Origin of the sequence: Anabaena sp. WA102, from assembly GCF_001277295.1 — a bacterium.
Taxonomy (GTDB): domain Bacteria; phylum Cyanobacteriota; class Cyanobacteriia; order Cyanobacteriales; family Nostocaceae; genus Dolichospermum; species Dolichospermum heterosporum.
The window spans coordinates 2966121-2983913 of record NZ_CP011456.1; the positions used below are offsets into that span (position 1 = coordinate 2966121).

The following is a 17793-nucleotide window of genomic DNA, read 5'->3' on the forward strand; positions in this document are numbered from 1 at the left end:
TAATCTATTGATTTATTTGAATTTAATGAAAGTTACTGATTTAATTACTTGGTTTGAAGAATGGGCAAATCCCGCTTGGTGCGAAAGCTGGGATAATTGCGGTTGGCAAGTTGAACCCGGTGTTTTGTCTACAGAAGCACGGGTTTTGGTGTGTTTAACTCCGACTTTAGCCGTTATGCAGGAAGCGATCGCTCTCCATGCTAACCTTATATTTGCCCATCACCCCCTCATTTTTCATCCCCCCAAATCTTTCCGCACTGGGGACGCTTTAACAGAAATGGTGCGGTTAGCCTTTACCCACAACATCGGAATTTATACCGCCCATACTAATTTTGACCAAGTGGCAGATGGAACTGCTGACGTTTTAGCGCAACTTCTGGAACTTCAAGAAGTATCACCTATTGTTCCTACCCAAGCAGGTTTAGGTTATGGGCGTGTAGGAAATATAAAACCTACTTTGACATTGCAAGAATTAATTAATAATATTCAATCTCAATTAAATCCACCTCATTTGATTTTTTCCCCAATGGCTGATTTACAACAGCAAATTTCACGGGTAGCTGTTTTAGGTGGTTCAGGTGCAGGTTATATTTCAGCAGTAGTCAAAACTAATGCTCAGGTTTACTTAACGTCTGACTGTAAATTTCATCAATTCCAAGAAAGCCGTGATCGTGGTATTATATTAATTGATGCTGGACATTATGCCACAGAACGCCCAGCGTGCGATCGCCTAGTTCAGAAATTTCAAGCTCTTAACTTAGATTGGGTGCAATTGAGTCAGAAAGATGAAGATTTTCGCCAGTTTCTAACCTAGTAGTCTGTCAACCCGAAAATGACGGGTGAAGGAAAGCAGGGGGAGAACAGAGGCAGGGGAGGGAAGAACAGAAGTTTTTTCCGATCATTACCCGTCAAAATAAATTTGACGAACTACCAGTACCATGCTGACCTTTACACTGTATGTAAAATTGCTAATTTCATGAATACAATCACTTATACCATCTTAAACCCGATGTAGAGATGTGCCACTAAAATACCTCCACATATAAATTTACATTTTGCTTCCGTAACGCCTGGCTAATCTTATTCAAAAATTTATACAAAAAAAATTATTTACCTTTAAGAAACTAGAAATAATGTTATCATTTATATAGAATACACATTTTAACCTTGGGGAGAATCTTCTATAGACTATCCAATCGGTTATCTGTACTTAGCTAGATAGTCTCATTAAAGGGCTGAAAGCTATGTTGCGCCCAGACATAATATTTCTATTGACAAAGCGTGCTAATAAGGATAACTAGCCTTGCCCCTAGAAACGCCAAATCAGAGAAAAATGTCTGTAGATGTTAACAGTTGCCATAGCCGTTCAACTAATGCGGTAAACTAAAGCTTAAGACCCAAAATTTCACCTAACACTAATGACTAAAAATAAGTGGTAAAATTGAGTCACTAAACTTACTGGGTTCTGACTACGAAATTCACCTCTTAGAGGCGGATATTCCAGGGGTGGAACCCGAATTTGACAGGTTTAACTACGTTGTATAAAAAGGCAGAAGCACTACATGCTACACCGCAAAATTTATCAACTGTGTTGCGACGGGCGGGAGGTATGTGTTTTTTTGCGGGATCAGCAACGCTGGATAGAGCGGGCCCGCATCATTGATATCGAGGGCGATTTAGTGACTTTACGCTATGAGACAGACGAAGAAGATGAAGTTTGTTCTTGGGAGGAGATGGTTCGTCTTGAAAGCATCGGATCTGTTACTCAAAAATTAGCTTCAGTGCAACGCGGTAACATAGATCCGCTGACAACTGAAGAATGTCCAGAAGCAGAGCGTATCCCTAACCCTTATACTGACCTAAATCCAGATTGAAAGAGCCGTCAGCGTGTTGTTAACAAGAGGATTTAAACCCCACCTCAGCAACATTCCACCTGTAGAGGTGGCGGAATTGAACCCAAAATTAACTCAATGCTGATTGCTAATGGCTTATTAAACGCTCCTAAATTAAATTCACGTCAAGCGTTCAAAAGCAGGACAGTATCCGTCAAGGGTAACTTTGAAATTATATAAGGGGGCAGCGGGGTTCCAACACCGTTGCCCCCTTTGGTGTCGGCAGCTACCACAGCACGCAACATCACCAGAATTAGGGCGAAGATGATTGGGGTTTACAAGTTCTCGTGGGGATAACCCCCGCAATACAAGGTCTTCGCCCTGCCAACGCGCTTCTATTAAACCCGTGTCAGCGAATTGTCTCCAGCGGGGGTCTGCTGTTACTGTATCAGGGAGAGTGATGGTAATAACAGTACCTAATTCCGTCAACTCTCCCTCATAATTAGTTTCTGGGGCGGCAGGTTGTAAAAATGTTTCCCCAATTGGTAATTCTACTAGAGTTCCGGCTGCTGGTGAGTGGACATGATAGCGGTTTTGTAGCTCTTCTAAGCAGGTTAAATCTGCTAGATAGCTGGGAGAACCATGCACAAAAATAACGTGCTGGGGTCGTAAATTATGAATTAGCTGGGTTGTTCCTGGTCTATCACTATGTTGCGCTAAAAGATAACTTTCAAATTTCGTTGGTGCTAAATATTCTGGGTTAACGGGAAGATCAATTTTTTCCGGTAAAAGAATCAACCAATTGCCTGTGTTATATTGGCAGTATTTACGTAAATCTGCGGAAGAGTCCGTGAGAACAATACAAGGAGATGTCCCTAAAGTGGCTAGGTTTTCCGGCTTTAATCTTCTTACACGAGGCTTTACCCGTTCATCCCAAAATAAAGGTTGGTGTCGGGCAAAATTCTGGACAGCGGCGGGGAGATGGGGTAAAAGTTCTAAGTAGGCATCGCAACCAGCAGCTACAGCACCATCAACCCAAATATCTAAATCTCGACCTGTAAAGTGGTGATGGGAACGTAACAGCATGAGTAATTCTTGACCTAATCCTAATGCTGGGGTTGGTAAAATTACTGAATTGTTTTTCTCTGTGCCACTAGAACTAATGGCGCGATGAATCCTTTCTGCTAGTTGATTTTCTTGGTTACGACGATGGGTATGACGGGATGTACCATAACTACCTTCAATTAATAGCACGTCTAAATTTAAACCCCGGAGTTCATCTAGTCGCAACCCTTCGACTAAACGGGAGTTGGATAGGAAAAAATCACCTGTGTAAAGTAATTTATAATCACGGTTGGGGGTGTGGTAAGTGAGGAGAATCGCCACAGCACCGGGTAAATGACCTGCGGGAAATAATTCTACTATTAAATTTTCTCTGATTTCTACAGGCGATCGCAATGGTAATGCCTGACAAAATGAGAGAATTCCTGGTAGTTCTTCATCTGGCCAATTTAGCGGTAATAACTTCGTTGTTACCTCACTAGCATAAATAGGTAATAGGGGAAAAGCTTGATGTAGTGTTAATAAGCCTCTGGCATGATCTGGATGAGCATGACTAATTAGGACTAAATCCGCTGGTATCCCATGATGTGCCGATTGAGTCATTTCCTGTGCTACAGGGGAAATATTTGTCAAACCGAAATCTAACATGATCCGGTGTGGTCCCATCCTGACCAGTAGACACACCCCTTCATCTTGATGCTGAACACTATAGGGAAAGCATTCCAACTCGTTAGCTGTTGTTCCAGCATCAATTGATATATTATTCATTATTTGCTCCTCCCCTCAATCAAACTATTGGCTGAGAAAGTTGGCTTTTAGCAATATTCCTCTGCAAAGTTCAAAAAAGTTGGAAACCTAAGTTGTCACTCTTGTTAATGTGCAGAACCGTTACCATGATAGTTATCGGAATCATAAAAGCCATTTTTCGTACCAAAGAATAAGCACGAAACCGTAAATATAACAGTTAAACCCACTAAAATTAGTTTGATGTCCATTAATTTTATCCCCTTAACTTCAGACTTTTTGATTTTAATATCGTGTTTTTGCATTTGGGCAAAATCACTAGAAATCTTTACCATACTTGGGTTATAAGTAAATATAGCACTTTTATGGTATGGGCAGGGGCAACTTGTCAGAATCAAGATGTCCAGGATGAGAGGGTCAACCACCCATCACTTCCCTTCGGGTAAGTGAGGGCTTGTAAAAGCCTAGTTGGACTCAGTTCTTAACCGAACTACGTTAGAGGTAAGAGTTAAAGACCTACCAGGGGATGCGTAGCTAGTTCCCTGCTCTAGAACTTCAAAGTTAAACAGTCCTAAAGAAGATTATATTGTTAAGCCATTAAGTGTTTTAGTATGAGTATTTTTCCAAGCGTCAAAGCTAAGGGACTTCCAAATAAAAAAATACTCAACCACCTAACGCAAAAATCTCTCAAACCCTTATTCCTCTGTGTCCTCTGCGCCTCTGTGGTTCGTTAATCAGGATAATTTATTTCTTGGAAGTCCCTAAAGACTTTATTAAAGTTGTTGAAAAAATATTTTGCTGGATTAATTGAGAGACACGATATAAAACCAAAAGAAGTTTTGGTAATACCGTTTCATCGTCCAGGTAGACAACAGGGTAAATTAGATGAATCTGAATCTATACAGGTGTCTCTACCGCTAAAATACACCTAAATTTTGCTGGTTAAATTTTTATCTTGAAAAAACTTTAAAGAATAATATCCTCTCCCCGTTCAGTAAAGCGGACATCTTTAATTTTCCACTGAGAATTACTAATTAATGTTTTGCGGACACTGCTAAACAACGCAAACTGTTCACAACTAGAAAGAGAAGATACTTGTCTTTTGGAATCTGGTGAGATGCGGATATCAACAATTGCAACACCGTTTTTTACATTGACGCGATAACCAGACACGCTAAAATCTGCTGTACTTTGTTCTTTAAATATTTTACCTATGGCTTCATTCATGGGTTCTGCTGCGGAAACGTCAGCTTTTTGAGGAATTAGCTCTTGACATTGAGCATCACTTGTGTATACCGTGACGTGAGTAGTTTTCCCAGAAATGGCTTTATTGTTAGAATATGGCTCAACTGTGGGAGTGGGAGACTTCTGTAGTTTCTTGGGGTTAATTTTGCTATTTGGTATTGTTTCTGGAGTTGGGTTATCAGCAGTATTGCTAGAATCACAACTACTAATAACAGTGCAGGATACAACTAAAAATAATGATAAAATAGCTTGTTTGTAATTATACATATAGTAATTCCGTTGGATTTTTACAAGACAATTCATCAGGGGAAGGAAATAAAAACCTAAATATCAATGATAACTACTTTTCCTACCATCCTATTTTATGTCACAGTATTTAAGGTTCTTCGGTTATTTTTATGGAAAACCTGGTTCAAAATCATTGAAAGCCCTATTGTGTAGGCATTTCATTGAAAATATGGAAATAATTGTTTATAACCCTTGTCCCGTAAGGGTTTTGTTATCATCAATCCTCAATCTCAATCACCATAAAAGAGACGCAAGAGCCTGTAATCTTAACCTGTAAATTTTAGCTGATCAATTTTTTCAGCGTAACTATTGTTATTGTTATAAGTAGGTGAACACAATAAAACCAAACTGTGTAAAGAAACGTAAAATCGCCCAAAACCTCTTTACTCTTGCCTTTTGCCTCTTGCCTCTTGCCCTGCCATAACGACAATTTTCAACGCCAACCTACTTAGCTGATTTGAATGCTCTTTAATGCTAGACGTAAATCTTCTTGTGAACGAAATTCTTCTAACCTCTGCTTGACAATACCATTTTCAATCAGCAATAAAGTTGGTAGGGATTTAAGCCTATAAGTATTAGATAGTTTAAAATTTTGATCGGCATTTATCTCCACTAGTTTTATTCTATCACTGCATTGAATTTGAAATTGTAGCAACAAAGGATGAATAATTTTACAGAATTCCGACCAAGGGGCTGTAAAATTTACTAAAACAGGGATAGGGGATTCTAAAACATTTTTGGTAAATGTTTTTTCACTGATAGATAATATAGTTGGTTGTACGTCAGATTCAGGAAGTAAATGTGCAACTCCAAGTAGCTTACCTAAACGAGATGTTTTCAAAAAAGCCTGTCTTTGAGCATGAGTCATTATCTCTTTTGATCCTGCCATTATTTCATTACTATTCATATAACTTTGGTTTTCCCCATCTGGTTTCATGTCGTTGACAAAATTCTGCTGCTGCGGTTCGTGAAAATCTGAATACATATAAGTCTTCTCCACTAGGAGTGCTACCTAAAAAACCAAGATATTCCATCTGTACCTTATCCCTATAGTATGCCACAGCTTCATCCAAAGCTTCCAGCGAAATGAATGATTCCACTGGTGTTACCTGGCAAAACTCGAAAGCAACCTTTATTGCATACCAAATTAACCATTTACCAATAGGTTCAATTAACCTTGAAGTAACATCTCCTCGACTGGTAGGGTATGCTTCTATATTGTTTATTTCCATAAATATGGGAGGAGCGGTTTCAGGATAAAAATATGGATAAAGACTGTATTTCACCAATCCCCAAACTTGACCTTTATAAACAAGCTTGACTATATTTTGGCAGTAAAAACTGGTGTTATTCCATATATTCAACCAGTCATCCGATAGTAGTCAATTTGTTTTTATTACCTGTTGAAAATTTGAATATCATAAATTGTACATTAAGATAGACAATTATTCAATCATGGTTTGTAAGATAACTTATGATTACTATATATTAGTTACATCGTACCATCATAATATCAATCACAAGCTAACATCCTGTAAATCTTTTAATCCTATAAATCCTGATAGCGCAGCGTGGTGTTAGCCACTTCAAACAATTAACAAATAGCTGCATTCACAAACTGAATCACATCTCCTAAACCAGCTTGAGTTTTCAGGTTTGTAAAAATAAAAGGCTTATCACCACGCATTTTTTTCGCATCTCTTTCCATGACATTCAAATCAGCACCCACATAGGGAGCAAGATCGGTTTTATTAATAACTAATAAATCAGATTTAGTAATACCTGGACCACCTTTACGGGGGATTTTATCACCAGCAGCCACATCAATGACATAAATTGTTAAATCTACTAATTCAGGACTAAAAGTAGCAGCTAAATTATCTCCACCACTTTCTAAAAAGACTAAATCTAAATTGGTAAATTTTTCTTCTAATTGTTCAATTGCGGCTAAATTCATAGAAGCATCTTCACGGATAGCTGTATGGGGACAACCACCTGTTTCTACACCCAAAATGCGATCGCTTGACAAAGCCTGAGAACGCACTAAAAACTGAGCATCCTCTTGAGTATATATATCATTTGTCACCACTGCTAACTGATATTTTTCTCGTAAACCCTTACATAAAGCATCTACCAAAGCCGTTTTTCCCGAACCCACAGGACCTGCAACTCCTACTCTTAAAGCCGTCATAATTTTTAACTCCTAAACAATCTAGTATATTGGGTTTCGTGCTGCATACTCGCTAAAGACAAACCCCAACTACAACATCCCAAATCATCATCCTCCATTCTCAAAATCTCCCCCACAGTAGTAATTAATAAAGGTTGTAAACCCAGTAATAACTCCTGTCCCGCAGTTTGTCCCAGCGGAATAAGTTTGATACCAGCGGTAATTAAATTATTAGCCCAACTGTGTAAATAAGCTAATAAAGCAGTTTGAATATTTATATCCCAATGAGCGCAAGCTATAGCAAATGCGATCGCATAATTGCTAGGATAACCCACAGCATTCACCACAGGTAAAATATCCGGTTCTAGCTTCCCCAATAATTGCATCAGAGAACGTCCCATTTGCCAACTAGCAGCCCGTAATTCCTCCGTATCCCTCGCCGCTGATAGCCATAAATTCCACCGCTTTAAAGCCGACCTATCACCTGATTGGATAGCATGAAAACCCCTCGTCATTACTGCCGCATCTAGGCGAATTGAGCCATAAATTAACTCAGATTTTAGCCAATCTTGAAGATTTTCAATATTAGTAATAGTCCCATTTTCTACTAACATTTCCAACCCTTCCGAATAGCCATAAGCACCAACAGGTAAAGCTGGACTTGCTAATTGTAAAATCGCCAAAAAATGGCTATGTGTGAGAGTGATTTCCATAAGCCCCTAATTCTGGTTGAAAAGGTACAACTTCCTCTTTAATTTCTAATCCCAATTGTGTCAACATAGCAGCTAAAACCGTATCTGGAGATAAGCGTAAATAAGTGGGAGTAATTTCCACAGATACATGACGATTTCCTAAATGATACGCAGCCCTTAATAATAAAGGAATTTCTGCTAATGCAGTTAAAACTGGTTCAGGTTTAGCAATAATTCTCATATTCATACTTTCATTTTCATTTATGAGAATATCGCCATCATTTAATACTGTACCTCTAGCCAAACGCAAAAAAACTTCCTTACCATTTGCTAATGTAAATTTATGGCGGCTACGAGTTCGTTCTTCCGCAGTCAGTGAAAGAGTGAAAGTAACTATAGTATCATCATTAGGTGGTTGACGTTGAGTAAAAGTCAGCATAATTCCTGAAATTAACTTTAATTTTGATGATTCTGTATCTATAGTAATTCATTTTCAATATTTAGTAAACAAAAATATACCCGACTTCTTAGAGAAATCGAGTATTTTCAAATTTTCCCTTTACAAATCTCTTTTAACTAAGCGAGTGAGATGGTAAATAATTCCTCATAATCATGAGAGAAATAGTTATAAAATTTGCGGAAATTTTCGGGAGAAACAGCAAGTTGTACAACAGCAAAAACAGCCCGCACATGAATAGCAGCTATCGTGGGTTCTACCTTTTCTTTGTCACTGATACATTTAATAAATTCTTGTAAATTCAAAGATTGAATAGGTTCTGTTTCACCTCCATACAAATATTCTCTCAATTCCTGGGGTATTTGTGCTGCTAATTCTTCTCTTTCATCACTAGGAATAATTTTTTTAATACTTTCAAAAGTAGCACGAGTAGCAACTTCTGCTTCTTCACGAAATTCCGATTGAGCTAAACTTTGAACATGGGTTATAAACTCGGTATATTCCATTTTTTTATCTCCAGTATTCAAATCAATAATTTGTCTTATCAATCAAACAATTATGAGTGAGAGAAGTCCTAAACATGATGACTGATTACCTCCAACTTATAATTTAATATTTAAAACTAAAGGTGGCTTTGGCAATAGTAAGTGTATTCTAGGCTTTAACGATTCACTTAACTTCATCCCCAAGAGTTAGATATAGCTATATCTGACGATAGATATATTAGTGAAATATCCCCAATTTGTTCAAGAAGTTAGGGATATTAAGAATTAAAAGTTTTCTACTGAAACGGTGCGTCAAACTTGTTAATTCATCATCTAATTATTAAATTAACTTTTGACGCACCCTACGAGTTTTTATTGTTTTATCTTCTTTCTAGGAAACCAATCATCTAAAATGGCGTAAAATACGGGGACAACAAACAAGCTGAGAATAGTAGAACTGACCAAACCACCGGCTATAGATACAGCCATAGGCGATCGCAATTCTGAACCCGCACCTAAACCCAAAGCAATGGGAACCATCCCCAAAATTGTCGCCGCAGTTGTCATCATAATGGGACGCAACCGGACAGGTCCAGCTTTGAGAATTGCCTCAGTTCTTTCTAGTCCAGAATCTCTTAACTGGTTAATGTAATCTACAATTAAGATGGCATTTTTGTTAGTAATCCCCAGCAAAAATACAAAACCAATTAGAGATATCATCCCAAAATCACTTTTTGTAAATAGCAGTGCCAACAACGCCCCCACGATTGCTAAAGGTAAAGAAAGACCAATAACTATGGGGTCTACCCAACTTTTAAATAACCAAATTAACACCACAATAATACAAAGTGCTGATAATCCCAAAGTCGTGCCAAAACTCCCAAAAACCTCATTCTGACGGGCAGAATCTCCTCCCAAATTCAAAGAAACACCCGCAGGTATAACTGCTTTAGCTTCTGCTACCACCTTATCCGTCGCATCACCCAAAGTTAAATTTTGACCCAGATTAGCGCCGATATAAGCCACCCGCTGATTATTCAAACGTTCAATTTGTAAAATTGGATCTTGTTGATCAGATGCACCTGTGATAGTGATATCAGCAAACCCAGATATTTTCTCAATTCGGGCTTTTACTGCTTTAGCTGCCGTCGTTAAGGCTTGAAGATCATTACCTTGTAAGGCTATTTGCAGAGGTTTTTGTCCACCTGTGTCTACAAACTGAATATCTTCTACACTTGTAGTTACACCCGCCAATTTTGGCAAAGCAGCGCGGAGTTGGTCTTGTACTTCTGCCGTTTTCACTTCTGAGTCTGTTTTCAGCTTAATGTACAGCGTACCCTTGTTTGGCTCACCTTCACGAGAACCGACAGTAGTAAATACCGTTGCTACTGCGGGGGACTTCCTCACTACTTCTTCCAGTTTCTTAGCAACATCCAAAGAATCGTTTAGAGGATTAGGAATGGGAATAGAAGATGATGAAGCAGCTAAAGCCGCAGCAGACAAAGACGAATTTTCTAATTTATCTTTTTGTCCCGCTTGTCCTGGTTGTCCTCCTGGTTGTTGTCGTCCTCCTTGCCCCGCTTGTCCAAGATTCCCAGGAAGATTAGGTAAGGGAGCAGTATAGACAATATTAAATTCTCCTCGGTCAAGTTTGGGAATAAACCCTTTGGGAATTAGGGGAATCAGGGCTAAACCAGCTATTAAACTACCAACTGCCAAGCCGACAACTATTAAGCGGTGCTGCAATGACCAGGCTAACAAGTTACGGTAAGCCTGATCAAATTCTAGCCAAATTTTACTTTGCTTTTGGGGAGAACTGGATGATTTAGCTTTGAGCCAGTAAATAGCTAAGACGGGTGATAAGGTTCGGGCTACTAATAAAGATGTCAGCATCGCAGCGGAAACTGTAATCCCAAAGGGTTTGAAAAATTGACCAATGACTCCACCCATTAAACCGATAGGCAAAAATACCGCTACTGCTGTTAAAGTGGCTGCGGTGACAGTTAAACCAATTTCATTGGTGGCTATGAGTGCGGCTTCGCGGGGGGTTTTTCCTTCTTCTATATGCCGCATGATGTTTTCTACATCAACGATCGCATCATCTACTATCGAGCCAATGACTAAAGCTAAGGCTAACAGAGTGATGGTTTCTAGGTTAAAGCCATATATCGCCATGACGATAAATGTCCCTAACAAAGACACGGGAATAGCTAAGGCAGAAATTAGGGTGGCTTGCCAATTCCATAAAAAGGGAAAGATGACAACTACTGAGAGGACGATCGCTTCGATCAGTGCATCTATGGTGGAATGGGTGGCGTTGTGGATATATTCAGCTTGGGTAGCAGCTAAGGTGAGGGTGACATCTTTTAAGCTCAACCTTAGCTGTTGTACTTCTTTTTCTACCCGACTGACTACTTCTAGGGTGTTGGCATTACCTTTTTTAATTACCTGAAAGGCTAAAGCCTGTTTACCATTGAATCTTACTAAAGTGCCAGATGAGGGTAATAAAACATTCCTTCTTCTTTCTTCTTCCTGACTTATGGGACTTACGGGCGCAGGCCCTGCGCCCCTACGCTCCTGACTCCTTGTGTTGCCATCTCCTAAGAGGGAGACTTTGAGAACTCCTGGTAATTTAGCGATCGCTGGGACAATTTTCGCTTTTGCTATTTGCTGTAAATTGTCAATCTTCCCAGCAGTGCTTTCAATGGCATAGCTAACAGCCGCTGATTCGTTCAGATTCAAAGGGATGATTTTTTTAGTGGCATTCTTGGGTAGATTTAATTGATTGACGATTTGAGAAATTTTCTTGGTCGCAGTTTCTAAATTTGTCCCCACCACAAAAGAGGAAATTACGGCAGTTTGACCAGGATAGGTTGATGAACGAATATCCTCAAGACCTGCCAGTGATTTGAGACTTGCCTCCAGGGGTTTAGTTAGTTGTTCTTCCGTATCTAGGGCAGATGTTAAGGGTGCTTGGGCATTTACCACCACTACCGGAAAGGTGATGTCTGGAAATAAAGCATATTTGAGGGAACTGAATGCCAGGATACCAGCTACCGCTATACCTATCCAAAAACACACTGTCAACCAAGAAAACTTAATCGCTAATTTGGAAATATTGAAGCTTTCGCGTGTAGATTGTGTATTGGTCTGTACCATCTGATAAAATTATTTGAGTCCTTGGTCATTAGTTGTCAGTCTTTTGATCACTGACAACTGACAGGCTAGTATAGAACTTCTAGGGTGAAAATGGTTGTAGATGTTTAGTCATGGTAGATCCTTAATCCTTTCGTTCCTTGTTCAAAGTATTCTAAGCAACACCATAATCTGTATATGGACGCTTGTAGGGTGGATGCAACCCCAACACAATATCTTCTTTGGGAACACCCATTTTTACTAACTCCTCAGCAGGATTTTGGTCTGTCAAATTTTGTTGTAGCCAAATTTTGCCATCTTTAATATCAAAGTGCATGACACTACGATAAACTCGATGTAGTTCTTGCCAACCGACATTCATCCATTGGTAATGATCCCTTTGGGTATCAAAAATCAGTTGTAGTTCTTCTTCATCATCATCTTTGGCGTAATTAGTTAACAAAGTTTGAATATATTCTCGATATTTAGCTATTTTATCCATTTAAAAATTACCTCTTTCCTGGGTTCATAGACTACTAATGGTACTTGATATCTTTGTAGTGCAATTTGAGTAAATTCAAGTTGGAAAAATATTTCATAAGCATCTAAGGGAATCGCTAAGTACAGTATACGATTTGGTTCAATAGTTTCCAATGCTAGACGATAACTGAGAAACTGACCTAACGCAGCGTAAAAGTCTGTAATTGCCGAAGGATTGAGAAAACTTTTGATTTCTACAGCTATTTTCTCACCTGCTTTTTCCGCACCAAGTAATTTCTGGGCAGCTAAATCGACCTGAAAATTGACATCACCAAATTTAAATTTTAGTGGATCATCTGTAATTAACCACTGTTCTTTTTCTAAAGCTTTTCTTACTGATTCATGAAAAATATCTTTGGCAGACACGGATAACATTAAATTGTTGTATCTTTAGTATTTTACACTCTTAGTAGTAAAAGGAAAATAGTTTCTAAATTTTTTATTCTCATGTCAACTTTGATCTTAGTCCCCCAGGGAGCAGAATATCAAGCCGTCTGTCGCGGATTAAGGCGCGTCCCCAATTCTCAAACCAAGGTATTAGCGATACCAATGGGAATTGAACCAGTGCGGAAATATTTACAACAATTCACCCATAATCAAGCAAATCGGATGCTGATGATGGGTTTATGCGGTAGCTTGAGCCAAAAATATCAAATTGGAGATATTGTTTTATATCAAAATTGTCTTTATCAAGGAAATCTGCAAGAGGGCGATAATTCCTTTACCGCAGATATACATAATAAACTTGGAGATCATGTATCTTTAGTCAAAGGGTTAACGAGCGATCGCCTCTTATATAAAGCCACACAAAAACGCGAGTTACATGAACAATCCGGTGCTGACGTTGTAGATATGGAAGGATACGCTTTTCTCGAATTTTTCCAGCAACCATCTGACGCAGTTTCTCCACCAGTACAAGTAGCCATCCTGCGAGTAGTTAGCGATGATGCTCACCATGACATCCCCAATATCACATCAGCAATTGGTGCAGATGGCTCATTACAACCTTTACCCTTAGCTTGGGAATTAATCCGTCAACCCCCAGCAGCAACTCGATTAATTACCGGTTCATTAAAAGGACTCAAAGCTTTAACAACAGTCACACAATTATTGTTTACGGCTTAAGGCAAGAATGTCCAATAGACCCATAAGATCCCCGACTTCTCTAAGAAGTCGGGGATCTAAACAGAATTTAAACCGGAGAAATATCTTTTAAGCTAAACTACTGGTGCCAAATTGACTTTAACAATCACATCATTGAAGTCTTTATCACCACCACCACGTAAATCCTCAAAACCAAAGGTGTTATCACCTAACATCCGCACATGATCTACACCATCTGAGTTAGCCCCCAAGAAGGCGAAGTAAATATCTGGGTTATTATTAGGATTTCTATCAAGTAGGGCATCAAGTGTACCATTAGCCACAAGAAATGGTACATACATAGCACCACCTTGAAGGGTAGTATTGAAACCTGCTGTTCCGCCGTTATTCACGTTCAAACTAACATCAGAAACACGACCATTTAGAGCCGCTTGCACATAACCATCCTGTCCTGGGAGGATATCAGCGATACCATCACCACTAGTATCAATACCGCCATTCCCATCAGTTACGCGATAGAAACCAACGAAATTGTTGTAACTTGCTTCTCGGTAAACAGTAAAATCAGCGGTTACTGCACTAGTAATACCCCGTAAATCCAGCGATTCGCCTTGTGGTTTACTTTGCAAAGCTGTACCCAAAGGCATAGATTTATCATTTGCTTGAATCTGGACTTGCAAATCGTCGAATCCACTTGGATTACCAGAACCATCTTCCCAATTTAGAGAGAAACTATTAGACCCCAAGTCTGTAATTTTTACAGTAGAAGGGTTGGCAAAGAGAACATTGCCAATGGGTGTGTTCTTATTCAGTACAGAATCGGTTGAACCATCTTTTACTAAATAGAATCTCAAATTGTCATTGGAGTTAAACTCTAATAACCTACCGAGGCTAGTGAGATCAAATCCAGCAGGAAGATTAGTAATAGTAGAGAAAATTATCTGACCTTTTGCTAATGCTTTTTCTGCATAACCAGGTTCACCTGGAACAATTCCATCTATTTTACCAGACGCATCATCAACAGTAAATACTCCTATTTCATAGAAACCATTAAAATTGAATCCTGTCAATTTTACTTCTAGTGTCACTTTGCCGTCGTTATCTTTGATATTGAAGACATTATCACTAATTAGTGAGAGGAAATCGTTAACGTTAACAGTTTCCGTGTCAGTGCCAGTGTCAGTGCCAGTGTCAGTTCCGGTATCAGTGCCAGTGTCGGTTCCCGTATCAGTTCCCGTGTCGGTTCCCGTATCAGTGCCAGTGTCAGTTCCCGTATCAGTGCCAGTGTCAGTTCCCGTGTCAGTGCCAGTGTCAGTTCCCGTGTCAGTTCCCGTATCAGTGCCAGTGTCGGTTCCCGTATCAGTGCCAGTGTCGGTTCCCGTATCAGTTCCCGTATCAGTGCCAGCGTCGGTTCCCGTATCAGTGCCAGCGTCAGTTCCCGTGTCGGTTCCCGTGTCAGTTCCCGTGTCGGTTCCCGTGTCAGTTCCCGTGTCGGTTCCCGTATCAGTGCCAGTGTCGGTTCCCGTATCAGTTCCCGTATCAGTGCCAGCGTCGGTTCCCGTGTCGGTTCCCGTGTCAGTATCAGTGCCAGTGCCAAGCCGCACATAGACTTTCCCTGATCCAGGTGCGCCAATAATTAAATCGTTAACACCGTCACCATCAAAATCTCCATTACTGATCGAGCTACCTAACTTATCACCTATAGAAGCACCGTCAATTATAAAGCCATTTTGACTGTCGGGACTTTCGAGACTTGAGAGTTCAAAGGTAGGTGCAAAGTCTTCCTCTGTGCCATAAATGACGTAGACTTGTCCAACATTATTATTAGCATTTTTTGCCCCAATGATGATGTCATCAATGTCATCATCGTTAATATTCCCAGCACCACTGACATACCAATCGGAGTTATCAAGGGTTGAAATACCATTGATGGTAAAGCCATTGCTACCATTAAGGTCAGAAAGATTGATGCTAGAACCAAAATCTTGTTTGCCAAAGACCACATAGCCTTTGCCTTTCGCACCAATAATCAAGTCTCCGATGCGGTCACCGTTGATATCCCCAGCTTTGCTAACAGAGAGTCCTGATTGATCAGCATCTTGTCCGTTGATGACAAAGCCATCGCTGCTACTGAGGTTGGCAATGTTAATATCATCAGTAAAGGGGTTGTCATTGCTACGCCCATAAATGACATAACTGCTGCCAGAATTGTTACCATTGGGATTCGCATAGGGCGCACCAATGATGAGGTCATCAATTCCATCACCGTTGATATCCCCAGCGTCACTGACAGAATAACCTAAGCTATTGTTGTCATCACTTGGGTTATCCGGGTTATAGCTGTAGATAATCAAACCGTCATCAAGCCCAAAGTTTGGGTCGTCGAGGTTTAGGGTTGAGTCAAAATTCTCTTTCCCAAAGATGGCATAGCTTTCACCTATAGTCCCTGATCCGTTGTCACCAGGATTGGTTGCGCCAATTAATAGCTCTTTGATGCCATCACCATTGATATCGCCCGCAGCACTAACAGACCAACCGGCATTACTACTAAATCCACTGCCTTGAATGTTAAAGCCCTTACTGCCAAGGTTGGAAAGTTCGATGGGACTATTAAAATAGTTGGGGTCGTTACTGCCAAAGATGACATAAGCAGAGCCGAGACTATTCCCATTTGCACCAGGTGCTCCAATGGCTAGGTCATCAACACCATCACCATTAATATCCCCAATATTCCTAACAGAATAGCCGGATTTATCGCCTGCTTTAGCCCCATTGATCACAAAGCCTTTAGTGTTATCGAGGCTAGAGACATCTATGGTTCGATTAAGTGAATCTCTTTCACCAAAGACTACATAGGTTTTTCCGGCGTTGCTTTTGTTATTAGGATCGCTCGAAGGTGAACCAATGACGATATCTTCAATTCCATCACCGTTAATATCAACAGCGCCAACTGAGTAGCCGAACTCATCGCTACTTACACCCTTGATAGTAAAGCCGTTGTTGTTGGATATGGGAGTGGAAGTGGGTATAATCTCACCACTTACAGGATCGATAACAATAGTCTCGCCAGTTACAGGATCTATACCGATCAAAAATACCTCTTCATTGTCACTGCTGGAATTAGAATCTGGTAGGGCTGCTTCAAATGGGATCTCCTCAACTGGGCTATTTTCACTTGTTATGATCGATGGATTGCTGCTAACTCCAGTTGTGGTGGCGATAGGATTAGGATCTGGTTCTGTTGATGGATTGCTGCTGACTCCAGTTGTGGTGGCGATAGGATTAGGATCTGGTTCTGTTGATGGATTGCTGCTGACTCCAGTTGTGGTGGCGATAGGATCTGGTTCTATTGATGGATTGCTGCTATCTTCAGTTGTGGTGGCGATAGGATATGGTTCTATTGATGGATTGCTGCTATCTTCAGTTGTGGTGGCGATAGGATATGGTTCTATTGATGGATTGCTGCTATCTTCAGTTGTGGTGGCGATAGGATATGGTTCTATTGATGGATTGCTGCTATCTTCAGTTGTGGTAGCGATAGGATATGGTTCTATTGATGGATTGCTGCTATCTTCAGTTGTGGTAGCGATAGGATATGGTTCTATTGATGGATTGCTGCTATCTTCAGTTGTGGTGAGTGGTTCCATAATGATGTAGTGTTATTAGTTTTTCTTCAATGGTTGACAAATTTCGGTTACAGCAAAGCTGGTGTAATAAGTAGTTCCACCCTAGTTACACAAGTATTTGCTATAAATCTGCGTTGAGAAATAGCTCTAGGCTGTAGTTGAGTGGCTAGAGTGTTGGTGATAGTATGGACAGAATTTCATACCTCTGGGGTAAATATGCGTGGTTGCCCCTAAGCTTGAGTCGTTAGAGTAACTTTTGATGGAAATAGGGGAATAGTAGTTAATACCCTGGTATGATGAGACTTCCCTGGCTTGCAGTTGAGTCGCCAGAGTTGGTGGAGATAATTTTTTCGGATGGTCAGATACGGTTAGTTTCTATGCCAGATCAAACTCTCTTTATATCCATATTTGTG

General features: G+C 40.0%; 16 protein-coding genes. 3 read left to right on the plus strand and 13 right to left on the minus strand.

The features are described 5' to 3' along the window. The first annotated feature begins 25 nt into the window (after positions 1 to 25). Both AA650_RS12785 and AA650_RS12790 read left to right on the plus strand, forming a co-directional pair. Positions 26 to 814, plus strand: a complete 789-nt coding sequence (locus AA650_RS12785; protein WP_053539308.1) for a Nif3-like dinuclear metal center hexameric protein — start codon at positions 26 to 28, stop codon at positions 812 to 814. 748 nt (positions 815 to 1562) lie between these two features. Further along, the gene (locus AA650_RS12790; RefSeq protein ID WP_027403878.1) at positions 1563 to 1874 is read left to right on the plus strand and encodes a DUF6679 family protein; all 312 of its coding nucleotides are present in this window, start codon (positions 1563 to 1565) and stop codon (positions 1872 to 1874) included. Between the two features lie 138 nt (positions 1875 to 2012). Here the strand turns inward: AA650_RS12790 and AA650_RS12795 are convergent, their stop codons facing one another. The 12 genes from AA650_RS12795 to AA650_RS12850 form a co-directional block, all read right to left on the minus strand. Then, the gene (locus AA650_RS12795; protein ID WP_199924240.1) at positions 2013 to 3662 is read right to left on the minus strand and encodes an MBL fold metallo-hydrolase; all 1650 of its coding nucleotides are present in this window, start codon (positions 3660 to 3662) and stop codon (positions 2013 to 2015) included. Positions 3663 to 3766: 104 nt separating this feature from the next. Continuing rightward, positions 3767 to 3973 (minus strand): hypothetical protein, encoded by a 207-nt coding sequence (locus AA650_RS12800; protein WP_053539310.1) that lies wholly within the window; start codon positions 3971 to 3973, stop codon positions 3767 to 3769. A gap of 631 nt (positions 3974 to 4604) precedes the next feature. After that, positions 4605 to 5150 carry a hypothetical protein gene (locus AA650_RS12805; protein ID WP_053539311.1) on the minus strand — a complete coding sequence of 182 codons (546 nt, stop codon included), beginning with the start codon at positions 5148 to 5150 and terminating at the stop codon, positions 4605 to 4607. 469 nt (positions 5151 to 5619) lie between these two features. Next, positions 5620 to 6039, minus strand: coding sequence for a thioredoxin family protein (locus tag AA650_RS12810; RefSeq protein ID WP_053541283.1), 420 nt, complete (start codon positions 6037 to 6039; stop codon positions 5620 to 5622). 31 nt (positions 6040 to 6070) lie between these two features. Continuing rightward, positions 6071 to 6535 (minus strand): hypothetical protein, encoded by a 465-nt coding sequence (locus tag AA650_RS12815; RefSeq protein ID WP_199924241.1) that lies wholly within the window; start codon positions 6533 to 6535, stop codon positions 6071 to 6073. Between the two features lie 230 nt (positions 6536 to 6765). After that, positions 6766 to 7362, minus strand: coding sequence for an urease accessory protein UreG (ureG, locus tag AA650_RS12820; protein WP_053539312.1), 597 nt, complete (start codon positions 7360 to 7362; stop codon positions 6766 to 6768). 5 nt (positions 7363 to 7367) lie between these two features. Next, a complete protein-coding gene (locus AA650_RS12825; protein WP_053539313.1) occupies positions 7368 to 8054 on the minus strand; it encodes an urease accessory protein UreF in 687 nt (228 codons plus the stop codon). Continuing rightward, positions 8032 to 8472: an urease accessory protein UreE gene (gene ureE / locus AA650_RS12830; protein ID WP_053539314.1), complete on the minus strand. Its 441-nt coding sequence runs from the start codon at positions 8470 to 8472 to the stop codon at positions 8032 to 8034. Before ureE ends, AA650_RS12825 begins: the two co-directional genes overlap by 23 nt. A gap of 137 nt (positions 8473 to 8609) precedes the next feature. Then, on the minus strand, positions 8610 to 8996 hold the full coding sequence (locus AA650_RS12835; RefSeq protein WP_027403890.1) for a DUF2267 domain-containing protein: 387 nt from the start codon (positions 8994 to 8996) through the stop codon (positions 8610 to 8612). 351 nt (positions 8997 to 9347) lie between these two features. Beyond that, a complete protein-coding gene (locus tag AA650_RS12840) occupies positions 9348 to 12134 on the minus strand; it encodes an efflux RND transporter permease subunit (RefSeq protein WP_053539315.1) in 2787 nt (928 codons plus the stop codon). 151 nt (positions 12135 to 12285) lie between these two features. Further along, a complete protein-coding gene (locus AA650_RS12845) occupies positions 12286 to 12612 on the minus strand; it encodes a XisI protein (RefSeq protein WP_053539316.1) in 327 nt (108 codons plus the stop codon). Continuing rightward, positions 12600 to 13016, minus strand: a complete 417-nt coding sequence (locus AA650_RS12850; protein ID WP_053541284.1) for a XisH family protein — start codon at positions 13014 to 13016, stop codon at positions 12600 to 12602. The genes AA650_RS12845 and AA650_RS12850 overlap by 13 nt, the downstream gene beginning before the upstream one ends. An 81-nt stretch (positions 13017 to 13097) precedes the next feature. Here AA650_RS12850 and AA650_RS12855 point away from each other — a divergent pair, with 81 nt between their 5' ends. After that, positions 13098 to 13775, plus strand: a complete 678-nt coding sequence (locus AA650_RS12855) for a 5'-methylthioadenosine/S-adenosylhomocysteine nucleosidase family protein (protein WP_053539317.1) — start codon at positions 13098 to 13100, stop codon at positions 13773 to 13775. A gap of 92 nt (positions 13776 to 13867) precedes the next feature. On the opposite strand, the gene AA650_RS12860 is transcribed toward AA650_RS12855, so the two are convergent. Then, positions 13868 to 17401 (minus strand): DUF4114 domain-containing protein, encoded by a 3534-nt coding sequence (locus tag AA650_RS12860; RefSeq protein WP_053539318.1) that lies wholly within the window; start codon positions 17399 to 17401, stop codon positions 13868 to 13870. Positions 17402 to 17793 lie beyond the last annotated feature (392 nt).